The sequence below is a fragment of the Marinobacter sp. X15-166B genome (assembly GCF_001752365.1).
Lineage (GTDB): Bacteria > Pseudomonadota > Gammaproteobacteria > Pseudomonadales > Oleiphilaceae > Marinobacter.
Map to the genome: position 1 here is coordinate 2,341,856 of NZ_MEIY01000001.1, position 18,289 is coordinate 2,360,144.

Genomic DNA, 18,289 nt, shown 5'->3' on the forward strand with positions numbered 1-18,289 from the left:
CGCGCTTGCGCCCGCCCGGCAATTTCCTGATGTGGTGCGGTACAAAATATGGCCTATGCTGAGCGGAGAATGCGTGCGATCGTTTGCCACAGAGGGTGTTCGCCATGATTCCCCACACCATGAGTGCTATTCAGCTCACCGGCCACGGTGGGCTGGAGATGCTGGTTTACAATGACCGGGTCCCGGTGCCCACACCTGCCGCGGATGAGGTGCTGCTGGAGGTCAGCGCCTGTGGCATGAACAACACCGATGTGTGGGTGCGACAAGGGGCTTATGGCAGCGACACCGACCCCGCATCGGTGTCCACCTGGCGGCGGGGGCGCTCCACGCTGGTGTTCCCGCGTATTCAGGGCGCCGATACAGTGGGTACCATCGTGGCGGTGGGCGCCGGGGTGGCCGCGTCCCGGCTGGGGGAGCGGGTAATCGTCGATTTCAGCATCTACAATCGCCCGTTGGGCGATGACAGCCTGGCGGATATTGATTACATCGGCCATGGCCGTGACGGTGGTTATGCGGACTATGTGGCGGTGCCCGCGGCAAACGCTCATGTGATCGACACGGAGCTGACGGATGCCGAGCTGGCTACCTTCTGTTGCGCGTACCTGACGGCCGAGCACATGCTGGAGCGGGCCCGGGTCACCGCCGGCGAACGGGTGCTGGTGACCGGTGCTTCTGGCGGCGTGGGCTCGGCGGTCATTCAGCTGGCCCGGGCCCGGGGCGCGATTCCCTACGCGGTGACCAGCGTGGACAAAGCGGGCAGGTTGCGTGCCATCGGCGCTGAAGGGGTGATCTGCCGGGGGCAGGGCGATCTGGTGGCGCAGGCGGACCGCATGACCGCCGGTGCTGCCATCGATGTGGTCGCCGACCTGGTGGCCGGGCCGATGTTCAATGATTTGCTGCGCATCCTGAAAACGGAAGGCCGTTACACCACGGCCGGCGCCATAGGCGGCCCGGTGGTGCAGCTGGATCTGCGCACCCTGTATTTAAAACAGCAGCAGTTGCACGGATCTTCCCAGGGTACCCGGGGGGATTTTCGTCGGGTGCTGGATTACATCGAGGCAGGGCGCATCCGGCCGCTGCTGGACCGGACCTTCAAACTGTCGGATTTTCACCGTGCGCAAACCGCATTCATGGCCAAACAGTACGTCGGTAAACTGGTGGTGGTGCCTGACCGCAAGTGGGCCCAGGTGGGGGCCTGCTATGCCCGCGACTGACCACCACGCCCCCTCACGCCGCCGGCGGATTCACCTGATCGACATGCACGCAGGCGGCGATGTCAGTCGCATTCTGGTCCGCGGGGTCGTAGCGCTGCCCGGCGACTCGGTGCTGGCCCAGATGCGCTATTTACAGGCGCACGGCGACGGACTGCGTCGCTGGCTGTTGAATGAGCCTTATGGTGATCCGTACATGTCGGTCAACCTGGTTGTGCCGCCGGTTCGGCCGACAGTCCGGGCCGGCTATATCACCATGGAGGCGATGGGATACCCGCTTTATTCCGGCTCGAACACCATTTGCACGGCGACCGCCCTGCTTGAGAACGGGTTGGTGCTTATGGAGGAGGGCGAGCAGGAGTTGTTGTTGGAGTCCCCCGCAGGCCCGGTGCGTATTCTGGTCAGCAATCGTGGCGGCCGGGTGGAATCGATAACGGCACGCAGTGAGCCGGCGTTTGTCGCTGCACAGGGAATGCAGGTGCCGGTCGCGGGTATTGGCCGGGTCAGTTTCGATCTGGTCTGGAGCGGTGCCTATTTCGCCATGATCGACGCCGGGACCCTGGGCTTTTTCCTGACCGCAGAAGAGATGCCGGCGCTGGCGGCTTTTGGCAGGGCGTTTGTGGAAGCTGCGCGCCCGCAGGTGACCCAGAATCACCCCGGTCTGGGTGCCGTGGGCCCCTTGCCGTTTGTACATTTTATGGGGCCTCTGGGGCCCACGGCTAACGGTTATCGCTCACCCTCGGCGACCTATGTTCATCCCGGTGTTATCTGCCGCAGCCCGACCGGCACCGGAACATCGGCGCGGCTGGCGTTGCTCTATGAACACGGCCAGCTGAGCAGTGGCCAGACACTCGAAACGGTGTCACCCCGCGGTGCGTCGTTTACCGGACGGTTGTTGGGGGCTGGCCAGGTGGGCGGCTTTCCTGCGGTGCACAGCGAGATCACCGGGCGCGCCTGGACGCTGGCCCGGTCGGAGGTGCTGCTGGACCTGGACGACCCCCTGGTCGATTGTACCGGTCTGCATAGCCTGCTCAGCTGGCCAGCCTGAAGCCTGAAGCCCGCAGGCAAGCGGGCACTTCCGGGTCACGCCCGGGCGGTCAGCAAGGCATGCTGGGGCGCTTCGGTGACCACCCGGGCCACGGTATGCAGCTTTTCAAGCTGGGACTGCAGCATGTCTATGGCGCGGGCGCCGCGCAGGGTCAGCTGGATGCGCAGCTGGTCGGGTGCGCATGGCGCCACCTGCATGGTTTCGACCCGGAAGCCGCGGATGCGGATCACCTGACACAGGCGCTCCAGCGCGGCAGCTTCATTCGCCATGTAGCAGGTGATCTGATAACTGGGGTCCTTGGCAATGGCGGTCGGGCTCATGCTACATCCTCCTGGGGTGTGGGGGATTTTTTTACGGTTGCTCTCATCCAGCATGTCGCGATTGCTGCCGCCGGGTTTGACGATGGGCCAGACGTTGTCCTCACGGGCGATGGACACGTGCAGCAACATCGGCCCCTGATAGGCGAGAATCGTTTCGATGCCACGGCGCACCTGGTCATTGCGTTCGATTCGCAAAGCGGGAATGTCAAAAGCGCGGGCCATGGCGGTGAAATCCGGGTTGTCGTCCAGACTGATCTCGCTTTCCCGGTTGTCGTAAAACAGCTCCTGTTGCTGCCGCACCATCCCCAGACACTGGTTGTCCAGAATGATCAGTTTGACCGGCAGCTGATACCGCTTGATGGTGGCCAGCTCCTGGGCATTCATCATGAAGGAGCCGTCACCGGTCAGGTTGATCACCACCGTGTCGGGGCGGGCGAACTGGGCACCGATCGCAGCAGGCAGTCCGAAGCCCATGGTGCCCAGGCCGCCACTGGACAAATGCCGGCGTGGGTGACCGAACTCGTAATGTTGCGCCACCCACATTTGATGCTGCCCCACGTCGCAGGCGATGACGGCATCGTCGCCGGTGATGTGCGACAGCTGCCGAATGAACGCGGGGCCACTGATGACTGCCTCCGGGGCATGGTTTTCCGCGGCTGGGAAACCATGGGTGGTGGCCCAGGTGCGGCATTGCGCACGCCAGTCCTGGATCGACAGAGGGGTGCGTTGCAGGCGTTCAGTCAGCGCGGAGAGCAAACTGTTCATATCGCCGTGCAGACACACGTCGGCGGCCCGCAGTTTGTTGAACTCGGCCGGGTCGGTGTCCATGTGCACTATGCGGGCGTGGGGCGCAAAACCGGCCAGCTGGCCGGTGGCCCGGTCGTCCAGTCTGGCTCCCACGATAAACAGTAAGTCACTGTGGTCGATGGCTTTATTGGCGGCGCGGGAGCCGTGCATGCCGAGCATGCCCAGATGGTCCGGGTTGTGCCGTCCGGGGTTGCCAATGCCTTTCAGGGTGACCACACCGGGCAGACCCGCCGCCGTGGCGAAATCGCGGAACGCCTCCACAGCGTTGGCCAGGCTCACACCGCCACCGCTGTACAGCACCGGTCGTTTGGCGCCTGCCAGCAGCGCCAGGGCTGCCTCGAGATCCGCGTGCGGGTGAGTGTGCGTGACCGTCGGGGCAGTGGGGTGGTAGGCGCGCGCGGCGGCTGGCGTGGCCAGCAGGACATCCTTGGGGATGTCGACCCATACCGGGCCGGGCCGACCGCTTTGTGCCAGAGTGATGGCTTCTTCCATGACGGCGGGTAAATCCTCAACCGACGACACCAGATAGCTGTGCTTGACGATGCCCAGGGTCATGCCCAGCACGTCGGTTTCCTGAAACGCATCGGTACCGATCAGGTCCGCGGGCACCTGGCCGGTGATGACCAGCATGGGAATGGAGTCCTGATAGGCGTTGGCCACGCCGGTAATCAGATTGGTCGCCCCCGGGCCGGACGTGGCGATGCACACCCCGATTCGTCCGCTCGCCCGGGCGTAACCGTCCGCGGCCAGAGCGCACCCCTGCTCATGGCGACAGAGAATGTGCTCCACCACATCAGAAGCGCCAACGAGGGCGTCATACAGGGGCATGATACAGCCGCCCGGATAGCCGAAAACGGTGGTGATCTGATGGCGTGCAAACGCCTGGATGATGTGCTCTGCGCCGTTCATGTTCACAGTTCCTTGTTGCAGCAAAGTTCAGGGCCAAAAAAAAAGCCCCCGGGACCTTGCGGTGCCGGGGGCTTTTGCGTGTGTGGTGTCGTTGCTAATTCACTGTTCTGTTCACCTTGCTGTCCACGCACAAGCCCCCGGTTGGTACGACGACCACCAGAAGGAGCATTGCCAGGACGATTACGGTGTTCAGGATCATAAAAGTAATACTTGCCGGATTCATGAATAGAAACGTCTGAAAAACTTACCCCATCCCGGAGCACATGTCCAAGGTTATCTTCGTCCACCGGAATATTGTCCCGGGGAGGGGCAGCAGGCTTGCCCCACAAAGCGGTATGCAGGACACTTTGTCGCTGTCCATTGTTTGTTACGCTAGGGCTTTCTGTCATCAACGGGTCGGGGTCGGTAATGCGTAAGGTTTATCCATGAGTAAATTCAGGTGGGGATCGATCGGGCTGTCGCTGCTGGTGCTGGTGGTGCTGCTGTTGTGGCTGCTCAGTGGTGAGGTGAAAACCTCCCTCGACCGGGCCCCGGAGGCGGTGATCCAGCCATCCGAGTCGCTGATGAGTGTACTGGTGGAAACCCGCGCAGCCCGCTGGTACACCCCGACCCTGACGTTGCAAGGCCAGCTGGAGCCCTGGCGCCGGGTTGAAATCAGCGCCCGGGTGGCGGGCACTGTGGAAGCATTGCCGGTGCGTCAGGGCCAGCGAGTCCGTGCCGGCGAGGTGCTGGTGCAGATTTCGGAAGACAACCGCCGCGCCAATGTCGACCGCTGGCGGGCCAAGGTCAACCAACTGACTGCGGACCTGCAGGCGGCCGACCGGCTGAGGTCCGGCAATCTGGTTTCCCGGTCCGAAAAAATGCGTCTGGAAAGTGAACTGGCCGCGTCAGAGGCCGAATTGGGGGCGGCCCGCCTGGCACTGGCCAACCTGACGCCGACAGCGCCCTTTGATGGCATCGTCAACCATCGCCGGGTGGAGTTGGGCAGTTTCCTGCAGGTTGGTCAGCCGTTGCTGGAACTGGTACAGATTGATCGCCTGAAAGCGACCGGCCAGCTGCCGCAGCAGTCTGTGGGCGCGGTGAGCGAAGGCCAGCCGGTGAACATCCGGCTGCTGGATGGCCGCCACCTGGCGGGGGAAGTGAGTTTTGTGGCCAGTGCCGCAGACCCGGCGACCCGCAGTTTTGCCGTGGAAGTCACGGTCCGCAACCCCGGCCAGGAACGGGTGGCCGGCGGCAGCGCCACCCTGGCGATTCAGCTGCCCGAGCAGAAGGCGATGTTTCTCTCGCCCGCGTATCTGACCCTGGGTGACGACGGCCGCCCGGGGGTAAGCTACGTCGATCACCACAACCGGGTGGTATTTACACCGGTGACGCTGCTGTCCCTGACCACTGAGGGTGCCTGGGTTACCGGACTGCCCGACGAAATCCGCCTGATTACCCGCGGGGCCGGCTTTGTCAGCACCGGGCAGGAAGTCCTTCCTGTCGACGTCGACGCGGTCAGGGGCTGAGGACCATGCGCACCCTGATCTACGCCGCCATGGGCCGCAGCAGAACCACGGTGATTACCCTGCTGTTTCTGATCGTTGGCGGGATTGCGGCGTTCCAGGCGATCCCCAAAGAGGCCAATCCCGATATCACCATCCCCATTATCTATGTCTCCATGACCCTGGACGGCATTAACCCGGAAGACGCCGAGCGTCTGCTGGTGCGGCCCATGGAGCAGGAGTTGCGCTCGCTGGAGGGGATCAAGGAAATGCGCGGCATCGCCTCCGAAGGTCACGCGTCGGTGATGCTGGAATTTGATGCGGGGTTTGATCCTGACAAGGCGCTGCAGGATGTGCGGGAAAAGGTCGACACCGCGCGGAGCAAGCTGCCCTCGGAAGCGGATGAGCCGCGGGTCAATGAAATCAATATCTCCCTGTTTCCGGTGCTGTCCATCGGGTTGTCGGGGCCCCTGTCTGAGCGGGAACTGATCACCGTCGCCCGTAACCTGCAGGACGCCATCGAGGGTATTCCGGAAGTGCTTGAAGTGAGCATCGGGGGCGACCGGGAAGACGTGCTGGAGATTGTGGTCAACCCGCAGGTGCTGGAGAGCTACGGGATTGATTTTGATCAGTTGGCCGGCATGGTTATCCGCAATAACCGGCTGGTGGCGGCGGGCAGTCTGGATACCGGTGCCGGCCGCATGACCCTGAAAGTGCCGGGGGTCATTGAGACTCTGGAAGACGTCATGTCGATGCCCATCAAAGTCGACGGCGACACGGTCATAACCTTCGGCGACGTCGCCCTGTTGCAACGCACGTTCAAAGACCCCACCGGATTTGCGCGCATCAATGGCGAGCCCGCACTGGTGCTGGAGGTATCCAAACGCACCGGGGCCAACGTCATCGAAACCGTGGCCAGTGTCAAAGCCCTGCTTGAGGCCGGCAAGGGCCAGTTACCGGAGGAGCTGGAGATCCGCTACATCATGGATCAGTCCACCGATGTGGTGGATATCCTCAGTGACCTGCTCAACAACGTACTGACCGCCATTGTGCTGGTGATCATTGTCATTGTGGCGGCGATGGGGCCGCGTTCCGCGTTGCTGGTGGGCCTGACCATCCCGGGGGCGTTTCTGGCCGGCATACTGATGATCTGGAGTCTGGGTTTCACCCTCAACATAGTGGTGCTGTTCAGCCTGATCCTGGTCGCGGGCATGCTGGTGGATGGTGCCATTGTGGTGTCCGAGCTGGCCGACCGAAATCTGTCCACCGGACTGCCGGTGCGTGACGCCTGGGCCGAGGCAGCCAGCCGCATGGCCTGGCCGGTCATTGCCTCGACGGTGACCACCCTGGTGGTGTTCTCGCCTCTGCTGTTCTGGCCCGGCGTGGTGGGCGAGTTTATGAAGTTTCTGCCCATGACGGTGATTTTGTGTCTGTTGGCCTCGCTGGCGATGGCACTGGTGTTTTTGCCGGTGCTGGGAAGCGTCAGTGGCGGCCGCCGGCCCGCCGTGAACACCCATGATGGGCGCCTGACCCGAGCGTATCGCAAGTTACTGGCGAGGGTGCTCCGCTACCCGGGGCGGACGCTGCTTGGGGTCATGCTGGTGATCGGGGTGATTTACGGTGTGTACGCCCGATTCAATTACGGCGTTGAGTTTTTTCCGGCCATTGAACCGGATTCGGCCCAGGTGCAGGTGCGCGCCCGCGGTGACCTGTCCATTCATGAGCGGGATGCCATCGTGCAGCAGGTGGAGCGTCGGTTGCAGGGCATGCCGGAGGTTCAGGCCTTGTACGCCCGTTCCATGGTCAGTGCCGGTAGTCAGATGGCGCCGGATGTTATCGGGGTGTTGCAATTCCAGTTTACGGACTGGAACGAACGTCGGCCGGCGTCGGCCATACTGGACGATTTTCGCCAGCGCACCGCCGATATTGCCGGGGTTGAGCTGGAGTTCCGCAAACAGGAGGCCGGGCCAGGTGGCGGCAAACCCATTGAACTGCAGATCAGCAGCCACGACAGTCAGGCGCTGAATCAGGCGGTGGATATGGTCAAGGCGCAAATGGTGGCGATGGGCGGTTTTGTTGATATTGAAGACGACCGCAGCCTGCCGGGCATCGAATGGCGGCTCGAGGTGGACCGCACCGCAGCTGCGCGGTTTGGCACCGACATCATCAGTATCGGCAGTGCTGTCCGTCTGGTCACCAATGGGCTGGTGCTGGCCAGTTATCGCCCGGAAGGGGTGCGCGACGAAGTGGACATTACGGTGCGGGTTCCAAATAACTGGCGGGAACTGGAACAGTTTGACCGGCAAACCCTGCGCACCCCCCGGGGGCAGGTGCCCTTGTCCCAATTTGTCACCCTGCAACCAGGCGTCAAAACCGGCACCATAGTGCGGGTGGATGGCCGGCAGACGGTCACCATCAAGTCCGATCTGGCCCCGGGGCGTCAGGTGGATGAATTGCTTGCGGGCCTGACCCGGGAATTGCCCGCCTTGCCGGAGGAGGTGGTCATCGAATTTGCCGGTGAGAACGAGGAGCAGGAAGAAGCGGGCGCGTTTCTGATCAGTGCCTTTCTGGTCGCCATCGGCCTGATGCTGCTGGTGTTGGTCACCCAGTTCAACTCCTTGTATCAGACAATATTGGTGATGTCGGCCATAGTATTGTCAACGGCGGGGGTGTTGCTGGGGCTGCTGGTGAACGGCCAGGCGTTCGGTATCGTGATGGTGGGGATGGGGATCATCGCGTTGGCCGGTATTGTGGTCAACAACAACATCATCCTCATCGACACTTACAATCAGATCCGCCGCACCGGCGCCACTGCCTACGAAGCGGCCCTGGAAACCGGTTGCCTGCGTTTGCGGCCGGTGCTGTTGACCGCCGTTACTACGGTGCTGGGGTTGGTGCCCATGGTGGTGGGGGTCAATGTGGATCTGTTTACCCCGTCGCTGGGTCTGAACGCGCCTTCCACCCAATGGTGGACCCAGCTGTCGAGCGCCATCGCGGGCGGCTTGAGCTTTGCCACCGTGTTGACCCTGTTGCTGACCCCGGCGATGCTGGTGCTGGGGGATCGTGTGGGCACACGGATTGCCCAAGTGTTTAAATGAGACTTGTTATCATTTATAGTTGGGGTGATGTTGTTTTGTAAAACGATCACTATCACCGAGGGACACGGCCGTCATGGAAGCCGACGATGAGTTGCTGGAAGGACTGAAGCTGGCCGGCGTGGGGCTGGGACTGACGGTCTTTCTGATTCTGGTGTGCCTGCTGGTGCCGGTGTCGGGCAGCGGATGAGCGCTAGAGGAATTCGGTTATCAGGGTATCGAGGGGCACGGGTTCGCTGTACCGGAATCCTTGCAGGAATTCACAGCCCCGCACCTGCAACCAGCTTTCGTGCTCCCGGGTTTCTACTCCTTCTGCGATCACCGACATCGCCAGCCCCCGCGCCAGGCCGAAGATGGACTGAGTGATGGCGCAATCGTCTTCATCGTAGGGAATGTCACTGATGAACGACTGGTCAATTTTCAGTTTGGTGAAGGGCAACGCCTTCAGGCGGGACAGGGACGAATAACCGGTACCGAAATCATCAATCGCCAATTCGGAACCGGCCCTGACCAGCTGATCCAGAGTGTTGCGGACGGTTTCCGAAGCATCCTGGATGGAATCTTCCGTGACTTCAAAGTGCAGTTGCCGGTGCGCCACCCCATACTCGGCGCACAGGGCGGCCACCAGGGCCGGTAAACCGGGCGATTGCACCTGTTCGGCGGACAGGTTGACGCTGATCACCGGCAGTCGGGTATCGGCAATCTTGGCGTCCCGCAGATGTTCGCACACCCGCCGGATCACACATTCCCCCAAGTCATACATCAGCCCCGCCCCGCGGGCGATGTCCAGAAACGTGGCCGGCGTCAGCCATCCCCGGTGGGGGTGATGCCAGCGCACCAGCGCTTCCGCGCTGGCCATGCGGGTGCCGCTGCGTTCGAAGATCGGTTGATAGAAGACTTCCAGCTGGTGGTTTTTGATGGCGGTGTGCAGCTCCCGCTCCAACGCAAACCGTGATTGCGCGGTGGCCTGTATCGAGTCGTCAAACAGGCTGAGCTGCGCCACCCCACGGTTCTTGGCGCTGTACATGGCGGCTTCCGCCTGCCTCAGCAGGGTCGGCGGTTCGGTGCCGTCTTCCGGAAACCGGCAGACACCGATACCCGCGCTGAGGTTGATGGGCTGGTCGTTGATATGGATAGGTTGTTTGATGGTTTTCTGCAGAATCCGGGCGGCCGCCAATAGGGCATCCGGGCGGGTATAGGTGCGTAAAATCAGCACAAACTCATCGCCTCCCAGGTGCGCGAACAGGTCTTTGCCGAGGAGGGGCGTGTCCGCCAGGCGATGGGCAACTTCGTTGATGACCAGGTCGCCGACACTGGCGCCGATACCCTCGTTGATGATCTTCATGCGATCCAGATTGATCCAGAACAAGGCAAACTGACCGCTGCCCCGGCGTTTGATTTTCTGGGTAAGGTAGCCGATCCGGTTGCGCAGCGATTCCAGATTCGGCAGCCCGGTCAGCCGGTCGTAGTAACGGACGTGATCCAGTTTGCGCTTGGAGTCGGTCCAGGCTTCGTGGGTGTTGAGCAGACTGACGATATCGGCGATGGCCATGGCGAACGAAAATTCCGCCAGTTGCCAGCGCCAGGTGCTGCGGGATTCGAGACACACCACGCCGCTGGGGCGTGAGCCGTAAAATACCGGCGCATCGAGCATGGAGTGAATGCCGAGACTGCGAAAGTAGTCGGTGCGCAAGGGCTGGAACAGAGGGGTGTGGTACACGTCCTGGATGTCGATCACCCGGGCATGGGTCAGACGGGCAAAATACGCCGGGTATTCATCCCGTTTCCAGGGCGGGGCTTTCGGGGCGCCGTTTGGGTACTGACGGTCAAACAGATGCTCGCACAGCAGGTGGTCACGGCCGTAATTGAAACGCCACACGCTGACCCGATCGACCTGCAACTGGGTGGCGCACAGGTGACACAGCGCGGCCAGCTTTTCCGGTCTGGTGCTGTTTGTGAACTCTGGGTCATGGCTCAGCTTCATCAGTTTTTCATGAAACCGAATAAATGCGCGCTTGTCCGACATAGGGTGATCCCAACACCTTGGCGACTGTCATACCGCTGGCTAAGAGCCGTTTAACTATGGCAAGCCCACCCTTCGGTGTCCACTCTTCGGCGGGGGTTGACGGCGGGCCTAGACGGTTTGCGCACGGGCACTCTTGATCAGATCATAGGCGTGGCTGATGTCGCGGGTTTTTTCCTCCGCCAGCTCCCGCATACTCTCCGGCAGCCCACGTCCGGCCAGCTTGTCAGGATGGTTTTCGCTCATCAGCTTGCGGTAAGCGCGCTTCACTTCGGCATCGCTGGCCTCCGGCGCCACGCCCAGCACCTTGTAGGCATCTTGCAGTTGCTGGCTACGGGAAGCGCCGGAGGCACCTGGGTGGGCGCCGCGCAGCATGGCTTCAAGCTGCTCGACCTGGGATTCCGGCAGCCCCAGTCCGCGGGCGATGCGCACCAGCATGGCATGTTCCGCCGGGTGTACCTGACCGTCGGCGGCAACCGCCGACATCTGGACCTGCAAAAACATCTGTAGCAGCAAGGGTTGCCGGCGACTGATGCGCACAAATCGGGCCAGCTCGGCGTCCAGGTCAAAGTCCGCAGATTTACCGCGATTGAATGCGGCCTGGGCCTGGGCGCGCTGGGCACCGGATAGCCTGAATCGGCGGAACAGGGCCTCGGCGGCCTGGATTTCATTGCTGGTGACCACACCGTCGGCCTTGCACAGGGCGCCCATCACCGCAAACACGGACTCCACAAACTGCGTCTGGATATTACCCAGCCCTTGTCTGAGACGCTTTTTCAGGTAGCCGGACAGCAACACCATGGCAATGGCACCGACCAAAAAACCTTTGAAACCACCGAACAGTGAGCCGATCAGACCACCAATCAGGATGGGGAAAAGCATAGATCCTTCCTTCGAACCGGGAGCGACGGTTGAAGTATACGGGTTTTGCCGCGGCCTGTGGTAGCGGGCTCAGGCCACCCCGCCCGCCGCCACCCCGGAGGCCCAGGCCCACTGGAAATTATGACCGCCCAGGTGGCCGGTGACATCCACCACTTCACCGATGAAAAACAGGTTGGGGTGGGTGAGCGCGGCCATGGTTTTGGAGGACAGCTGACGAGTGTCGACACCGCCGAGGGTCACCTCGGCGGTGCGATAGCCTTCGGTGCCGGCCGGATGGATGACCCACTGGTTGAGCCGGCGGGCGACCGTTTCCAGATCGCTGTTTTTATAGCCCTGCAGTGGCCCGTGCCACTGGTGGAGCTCACCGAGTGCCTGAGCGAACCGGCGGGGCAGGTGCAGATTGAGGTACTGGGCCAGGGTGGCTTGTGGCTTGGCGGCGCGCATGGCTTGCAAGGAGCAAAGCGCGTCCTCCCCTGGCAGTAAATTGATGGTGAGGGGGTCACCCGGGTGCCAGAAACTGGAGATCTGCAGCATGGACGGGCCACTCAACCCCCGATGGGTGACCAGCATGGGTTCCTGAAACCGTTCCCCGTTGCACTGTGCCTCGACCGGACAGCTGACGCCGGCCAGCGGCGCCAGCTGGGTTTTCAGCTCCGGGTGCAGGGTAAAGGGCACCAGCCCGGCGCGCGTCGGCAGCACTTCCAGTCCGAATTGCCGTGCCAGCTGATAGCCAAACCCGGTGGCGCCCATGGTCGGTATGGACAGCCCGCCGCAGGCCACCACCAGCGATGCGCAGCGGAACGGTCCGGCGGCTGTGGTGATCCGGTAACCGGTCTCGGTCTGGCGTACCCCGCTGACCGGCGTATTCAGCCGAATCTCGGCCCCGGCCCAGTCGCACTCGGTGAGCAGCAGATTGACGATGTCCTTGCTGCTGTCCCGGCAAAACAGCTGCCCTGCGGCCTTCTCTTCGTGCTCAATGCCGTGGCGTTCCACCAGCTCCAGAAAATGCTGGGGCGTATAGCGTTTGAGCGCCGAAATGCAGAAATGAGGGTTGTCCGACAAGAAATTCGCGGGGCTGCTGTTGAGATTGGTGAAGTTGCAGCGGCCCCCTCCGGACATCAGGATTTTCTTGCCGGCCTTGTTGGCGTGATCCAGCACCAGCACCCGCCGGCCCCGATAGCCGGCTGTAGCGGCGCACATCAGCCCCGCGGCACCCGCGCCGATGATGATGACGTCGTAGTCCGGGGCCTGTGGGGGAGTCGTGGGGCGTCTGTTGGAATGCGTCATGGGTACCGGTGTGCCAGGGGATGGAGCCGCAGTATACCGGTACCCGGGAGGGGCTTAAAGATAGGGTAAATGCACACGTCCTTCCATATAGAAGGCGGCCTGACCGGCAATCAGGACCCGCTCCCCGTGCAGCTGGCAGTGTAGCTCGACCCCCCCGGGCCGACAATTGTCGGGCGGTCAGCTGTTCGCGACCGAGGCGGGCGGCCCAGTAGGGCGTGAGTGCGCTGTGAATGGAACCGGTCACCGGATCTTCATTGATGCCCACACCCGGCGCAAAATAACGACTGACAAAATCACAGTGGTGCCCGGGGGCGGTAATGATCACCCCTTGATTACCCAGCTCCCGCAGGGCGGTAACGTTGGGGCAGGCGTGCTGGACCTCGTCTTCACTGGCCAGCACCACCATGTAGTTGGAGTCGTCCGGTACATAAAAGCAGCGCTCCGGAGCGTTCGGGAAACTCTCGCGGATCAGCCGCGGCGTGTCCACCTCGGTGAAGGGCAGGTTGGGAAAGTCCAGTTGCAGCCAGTCGTCCTCTCGGCGGGTGACCCCCAGGCGACCACTGAGGGATTTGAAACGCACGGTGTTCATGGCAAAGCCCAGCTTATGAAACAACACCCAGGCCGTGGCCAGAGTGGCGTGGCCGCACAGGGGCACCTCGGCGTCGGGGGTGAACCAGCGAATGTGGAAATCCGCCGCGCTGTAGTCAGGCTCGGCGACAAAAAACGCGGTCTCGGACAGGTTGTTCTCGCGGGCGATTTGCTGCAGCAGCGGATCTGGCAGCCACTCAGACAATGGCATGATAGCGGCTGGGTTGCCGCCAAAAAGGTCGTGGCTGAAGGCGTCGACCTGATAGATGGGCAGTGTGGACATGGCCTTTATCCTTGGTTACCTCATTTGTTAAGTATAGCCATTGGGGTCAATCAGCGTGGTTTCAAACGGTGAATTCTGGCGGTGTGGCGGGCCGCAACGTCAACGGGTTGAGCCAGCCTGCGGCGATGGCGATGCCGGTAATATCGGGCAGGCGCTCTGCACCCAGCCGTTTCATCACCCGGCTGCGGTACAGGTCGACGGTCTTGACGCTGATGTGCAGTTGTGCGGCTATCTCACGACTGGTGTAGCCCTGCGCCAAGGGCAAAAACACGTCCCTTTCCCGTGGGGTGAGTGTGCCCAGCAAGGCTTCCGTGTCCTCGTTGGATTGCTGGCGACTGGAAGAGGCCTGCTGATTTTGCAGGGCCTGCTGCACGCTGTCCAACAGCAACTGTTCGTTGAACGGTTTTTCGATAAAATCGAAGGCCCCCGCCTTGAACGCGCGCACTACAATAGGCACATCAGCATGCCCGGAAATAAAAATGACTGGCAAACGGGAGCCCCGTTGGTGCAGTTCGTCTTGCACATTGAGGCCCCCCAGTCCGGGCATGCGCACATCGAGAATGATGCAGCCGCACTGGTCCGCCGTCACACCATCCAGAAATTGCTGGCCATCGGCATAGGCTTTAACCCGCAAACCCACGGACTCCAGCAGCCACCGGGTCGATTCCAGCATGCCGGCATCGTCGTCAACCACATACACGATGGCGGATTGAGGTTCTGTCATGACATTTCTCTTCGGTCAGGAATATGGGCGGGCCCGGGAAAACGACAGGTCAATTGTAACCCACCCTGAGGCATGTTGGTGGCATCCAGAAAACCACCGAATCCTTCCACGATGGAGCGGCTCATGGACAACCCCAACCCCAGTCCGTCGCGTTTGCGGGTAAAGAAGGGCGTGAACATCTGCCGCAGGTCTTCCGCCTTGAGGCCGGCGCCCTGGTCGGTGACGGAAATCTGGGTCTCACCCTGATCCGACTGCACGGTGGTCAGGGTGATGGTGGACGGGGCGCTGCCGTGGCGTTCCCGGTTGGCGTCCATGGCGTTGCGGATCAGGTTGATCAACACCTGTTGCAGCAGCACCGGATCCGCCATCAGTGTGGGGTCGTGGGTGGACAACTGCAGGTCGAGGGCTATCTGGTACTTGTCCGCCTCCCATTGGCACAATCTGGCTGCCGCGACGACGATCCCGTTGAGCGCCGTTGGCGCGCTGCGTTTCTGGCCCTTGCGCAAGAACGCCCGCAACCGTTTGATGACTTCGGCGGCATGATTGGCGTGCTGGTTGATGCGCGCCAGACCATCGCTCACCTTGGCCAGGTGGGCCGGGTCGGTGGGCACCCGGGACAAATAGCGTTGGCTGGCGCTGGCGTAGTTGACGATCGTCGCCAACGGCTGATTCATTTCATGGGCAATGCCGGAAGCCAGTTCCCCCAGAGTGGCAAGCCGGGCACTCTGGGCCAGTTCGTCCTGGTGCCGGCGCTGTTCCCGTTCCCGCAACTCCCGTTCGGTCATGTCCCGTCCGACCATTGAATAGTAGCGCGCCCCATTGGCGGCCCGGTGGGCGAGCAGCACCAGCGACACCGGCAAGGTGCGCGTATCCCGGTAGAGCTGTAACCGGGTTTCGGTTTCCCAGACGCCCCTCTGTTCCGCTGCGGGCACTCCTTCGCGCCGGATCCGGGCCAAAGCCCCGGCATCAAAGAAATCTGCCAGAGCCGGTCGGTTGGCCGCTGCCTTCAGGGCAAGCGCGCGCCGCGCCGCCGGGTTCATGTAGTGGATACTTTCCTTCTGGTCCATAAACAGCACCAGATCGGTGTTGGCCTCCACCACCTGCGCCAGGCGCCGGTTGTTCTCCTCCGAATTGATCCGGGCGGTGATATCCCGGGAGACGCTGACGACTTCCACCACGGCTCCGGTATAGGTTTCGCGGATGGCGCGACTGGCGATCTCAAACCACCGTTGACGGCCGTCTTTGTGTCTGATCATCAAGGTGAGGGTGGCGTAACCGCTATCCCGCAGGCTGATGCGGGCGGCTTCCAGCTGATCGTGCCCAGTGTCCGTGCCCACAATGTCGCGCAGGACTTTGCCACGCAGCTCCTCCGGCCAATAACCCAGCAACCGCCAGGAGGCAGGGGAGGCATCAATGAAACGGCCGTCCTGGTCGTGGCGGGAAATGAGATCCGTGGTGTTTTCGGTAATCAGCCGATACAAGCGATTGGCGCGGACGGCCTCGTCGAGGCTGCGCAAGGTATGGGTGTCGTCTCTCCCCCGCGCGAGCACCTGAGCAGACTCCGGGACGGGAATAAACGACCACACCAATGAGCGTGCCGCGAGTCGCTTCTCCACACCTGAAATGGCGCGGTTTTGGTGTTGGCAGGCGGCAATCAGTGCTAAGCTGTTTGGAGGGAGCAAGTGCTCGAAGGTGTCGCACTGAGCCCGCTGACGCAGGCGCTCGGCGGCCGGATTGCTGCCGAGGATCTGTCCACAGCTGCCCAGCAACAGACAGGCTTCCGGATCCGCTTCCAGAAAACTCATGAACTTGACAGGTTTTTTTGCCGGCATTTACTGGTTCTTTATAGTGAAAGTACTATAGCGCTTAGGTGTTGTTGTGATACTGGCTATGCTGGAATAGAATGTTTGATAGAAATGAGTATAGCGCTTTGATTGCTGCTCTGAATACTGACAAGAACAACACGCTCGCAGAGGAACACCGCCATGACCTCCATTTTCGACCAGGGGCTAGCGCCCATCGATGCCAACTATTCCGTGTTATCTCCGATTGATTTCATCAAGCGGACCGCAGATGTTTACCCTGATTACCCAGCGGTAATTCACGGTGCCCTGCGGTATACCTGGCAGCAAACCTATGAGCGTTGCCGCCGGCTGGCCTCCGCCCTGGCGGGGCGAGGGATTGGTCGTGGCGATACCGTTGCGGTGATGCTGCCGAATACGCCGGCGATGCTGGAGTGTCATTACGGTGTGCCCATGGTCGGCGCGGTTCTGAACACCCTGAACGTGCGTCTCGACGCGGACGCCATTGCGTTCATGTTGGGCCATGGTGAAGCCAAGGTGATCATTGCCGACCGGGAATTTGGCGAAATTGTCCGGGCGGCGGTCGCCAAGCTGGATACTGCACCGTTGGTGATCGATGTCGATGATCCGGAGTATGGCGAAGGGGCAGCGGTCAGCGACCTGGATTACGAAGCCTTCCTGCAGGAAGGGGACCCTGAATTCGAGTGGACTCTGCCCGAAAACGAATGGGACGCCATCTCCCTGAACTACACCTCGGGCACCACCGGCAACCCCAAAGGGGTGGTGTACCATCACCGTGGTGCCTTTCTGAACGCCTTGGGTAACCAGGCGGTGTGGGCCATGAACCAGCACCCGGTGTACCTGTGGACCCTGCCGATGTTCCACTGCAATGGCTGGTGTTTCCCGTGGACGGTGACCGCCATGGCGGGTGTGCACGTGTGTTTGCGCCGGGTGGATCCGGAGAAGATCCTGCAACTGATCCGTGACCACCGGGTGACCCACATGTGCGGCGCACCGATTGTACTCACCGCATTGCTGAACGTACCTGCCGAAGCCAAGGCCGGCATCGAGCACACCGTCCAGACCATGACCGCCGGTGCGGCGCCCCCGGCACAGGTGATCAGTGACATCGAACAAATGGGTTTCAAAGTGACCCATGTGTACGGCCTGACGGAAACCTACGGTCCGGTGACCGTGTGCGCCTGGAAAGAGCGCTGGGATGACCTGCCGCTGGCGGAAAAAGCCCGCTTTAAAGCCCGTCAGGGGGTACGTTACCAGACCCTGGCGGGCATGATGGTGGCGGACCCGAACACCATGAAGCCGGTTCCCAAGGACGGTGAAACCATCGGTGAAATTTTCATGCGGGGCAATACGGTGATGAAGGGGTATCTGAAAAACCCCAGCGCCACCGAAGAGGCGTTTCGCGGCGGATATTTCCATACCGGCGACCTCGCGGTGTGGCACGCGGACAATTACATTGAAATCAAGGATCGCCTGAAGGACATCATCATTTCGGGGGGTGAAAACATCTCCACGATTGAGGTGGAAGACACCCTGTACCGGCACCCAGCGGTGCTGGAAGCCGCCGTGGTGGCCCGCCCGGATGAAAAGTGGGGCGAGACGCCTTGCGCCTTTGTGACGCTGAAACCGGAAGCCGGCAACGTCACCGAGGAAGACCTGATCAAATTTTGCCGGGAACAGCTGGCACGCTTCAAGGTACCGAAAACCATCGTGTTCACGGAGCTGCCCAAAACTTCCACCGGCAAAATCCAGAAGTTTGTGCTGCGCGACCAGGCCAGGGCCCTGCCGAAATAACGGACTGAAAC

The 18,289-nt window shown here is 61.7% G+C and carries 12 protein-coding genes and 1 pseudogene; 5 read left to right on the forward strand and 8 right to left on the reverse strand.

The window, feature by feature from the left end:
* The first annotated feature begins 119 nt into the window (after nucleotides 1-119).
* Nucleotides 120-1,214, forward strand: a complete 1,095-nt coding sequence (locus BG841_RS11080; protein WP_141737087.1) for an alcohol dehydrogenase family protein — start codon at nucleotides 120-122, stop codon at nucleotides 1,212-1,214.
* Entirely contained in the window at nucleotides 1,201-2,259 is a 1,059-nt protein-coding gene (locus BG841_RS11085) for a proline racemase family protein (RefSeq protein WP_070057714.1), read from the forward strand. The genes BG841_RS11080 and BG841_RS11085 overlap by 14 nt, the downstream gene beginning before the upstream one ends.
* Nucleotides 2,260-2,294: 35 nt before the next feature.
* On the opposite strand, the gene ilvG is transcribed toward BG841_RS11085, so the two are convergent.
* Entirely contained in the window at nucleotides 2,295-4,295 is a 2,001-nt protein-coding gene (ilvG, locus tag BG841_RS11090) for an acetolactate synthase 2 catalytic subunit (RefSeq protein ID WP_141737088.1), read from the reverse strand.
* A gap of 2 nt (nucleotides 4,296-4,297) precedes the next feature.
* Nucleotides 4,298-4,582 (reverse strand): hypothetical protein, encoded by a 285-nt coding sequence (locus BG841_RS16885; protein ID WP_141737089.1) that lies wholly within the window; start codon nucleotides 4,580-4,582, stop codon nucleotides 4,298-4,300.
* Between the two features lie 138 nt (nucleotides 4,583-4,720).
* On the opposite strand from BG841_RS16885, the gene BG841_RS11095 reads away from it, so the two are divergent.
* Entirely contained in the window at nucleotides 4,721-5,803 is a 1,083-nt protein-coding gene (locus tag BG841_RS11095) for an efflux RND transporter periplasmic adaptor subunit (RefSeq protein WP_070057715.1), read from the forward strand.
* A 5-nt stretch (nucleotides 5,804-5,808) separates the two neighbouring features.
* Nucleotides 5,809-8,877 carry an efflux RND transporter permease subunit gene (locus BG841_RS11100; RefSeq protein ID WP_070057716.1) on the forward strand — a complete coding sequence of 1,023 codons (3,069 nt, stop codon included), beginning with the start codon at nucleotides 5,809-5,811 and terminating at the stop codon, nucleotides 8,875-8,877.
* Nucleotides 8,878-9,067: 190 nt separating this feature from the next.
* Here BG841_RS11100 and BG841_RS11105 read toward each other — a convergent pair whose 3' ends face one another.
* The 6 genes and pseudogenes from BG841_RS11105 to BG841_RS11130 all read right to left on the reverse strand — a co-directional run bounded on the left by BG841_RS11105 (nucleotide 9,068) and on the right by BG841_RS11130 (nucleotide 16,493).
* Nucleotides 9,068-10,900 carry a putative bifunctional diguanylate cyclase/phosphodiesterase gene (locus BG841_RS11105; RefSeq protein ID WP_070057717.1) on the reverse strand — a complete coding sequence of 611 codons (1,833 nt, stop codon included), beginning with the start codon at nucleotides 10,898-10,900 and terminating at the stop codon, nucleotides 9,068-9,070.
* A 108-nt stretch (nucleotides 10,901-11,008) separates the two neighbouring features.
* The gene (djlA, locus tag BG841_RS11110; RefSeq protein WP_070057718.1) at nucleotides 11,009-11,779 is read right to left on the reverse strand and encodes a co-chaperone DjlA; all 771 of its coding nucleotides are present in this window, start codon (nucleotides 11,777-11,779) and stop codon (nucleotides 11,009-11,011) included.
* Nucleotides 11,780-11,848: 69 nt separating this feature from the next.
* A complete protein-coding gene (locus tag BG841_RS11115; RefSeq protein WP_070057719.1) occupies nucleotides 11,849-13,066 on the reverse strand; it encodes an NAD(P)/FAD-dependent oxidoreductase in 1,218 nt (405 codons plus the stop codon).
* Between the two features lie 241 nt (nucleotides 13,067-13,307).
* A pseudogene (locus BG841_RS16535) lies at nucleotides 13,308-13,937 on the reverse strand (PhzF family phenazine biosynthesis protein); the annotation flags it as partial.
* Between the two features lie 61 nt (nucleotides 13,938-13,998).
* Nucleotides 13,999-14,661 (reverse strand): response regulator transcription factor, encoded by a 663-nt coding sequence (locus tag BG841_RS11125; RefSeq protein ID WP_070057721.1) that lies wholly within the window; start codon nucleotides 14,659-14,661, stop codon nucleotides 13,999-14,001.
* Complete coding sequence (locus tag BG841_RS11130; protein ID WP_070057722.1) at nucleotides 14,658-16,493, reverse strand: PAS domain-containing sensor histidine kinase; 1,836 nt, start codon at nucleotides 16,491-16,493, stop codon at nucleotides 14,658-14,660. The genes BG841_RS11125 and BG841_RS11130 overlap by 4 nt, the downstream gene beginning before the upstream one ends.
* A gap of 153 nt (nucleotides 16,494-16,646) precedes the next feature.
* On the opposite strand from BG841_RS11130, the gene BG841_RS11135 reads away from it, so the two are divergent.
* Complete coding sequence (locus BG841_RS11135; RefSeq protein WP_070057723.1) at nucleotides 16,647-18,278, forward strand: acyl-CoA synthetase; 1,632 nt, start codon at nucleotides 16,647-16,649, stop codon at nucleotides 18,276-18,278.
* The last annotated feature ends 11 nt before the right edge of the window (nucleotides 18,279-18,289 follow it).

Excerpts from the sequence above, each read along its gene's own strand:
- BG841_RS11135 (WP_070057723.1), top strand. The coding sequence starts at position 16,647 with ATGACCTCCATTTTCGACCAGGGGCTAGCGCCCATCGATGCCAACTAT.
- BG841_RS11105 (WP_070057717.1), bottom strand. The coding sequence starts at position 10,900 with ATGTCGGACAAGCGCGCATTTATTCGGTTTCATGAAAAACTGATGAAG.
- BG841_RS11085 (WP_070057714.1), top strand. The coding sequence starts at position 1,201 with ATGCCCGCGACTGACCACCACGCCCCCTCACGCCGCCGGCGGATTCAC.
- BG841_RS11130 (WP_070057722.1), bottom strand. The coding sequence starts at position 16,493 with ATGCCGGCAAAAAAACCTGTCAAGTTCATGAGTTTTCTGGAAGCGGAT.
- BG841_RS11125 (WP_070057721.1), bottom strand. The coding sequence starts at position 14,661 with ATGACAGAACCTCAATCCGCCATCGTGTATGTGGTTGACGACGATGCC.
- ilvG (WP_141737088.1), bottom strand. The coding sequence starts at position 4,295 with ATGAACGGCGCAGAGCACATCATCCAGGCGTTTGCACGCCATCAGATC.
- BG841_RS11100 (WP_070057716.1), top strand. The coding sequence starts at position 5,809 with ATGCGCACCCTGATCTACGCCGCCATGGGCCGCAGCAGAACCACGGTG.
- BG841_RS11115 (WP_070057719.1), bottom strand. The coding sequence starts at position 13,066 with ATGACGCATTCCAACAGACGCCCCACGACTCCCCCACAGGCCCCGGAC.
- BG841_RS11080 (WP_141737087.1), top strand. The coding sequence starts at position 120 with ATGAGTGCTATTCAGCTCACCGGCCACGGTGGGCTGGAGATGCTGGTT.
- BG841_RS11095 (WP_070057715.1), top strand. The coding sequence starts at position 4,721 with ATGAGTAAATTCAGGTGGGGATCGATCGGGCTGTCGCTGCTGGTGCTG.
- djlA (WP_070057718.1), bottom strand. The coding sequence starts at position 11,779 with ATGCTTTTCCCCATCCTGATTGGTGGTCTGATCGGCTCACTGTTCGGT.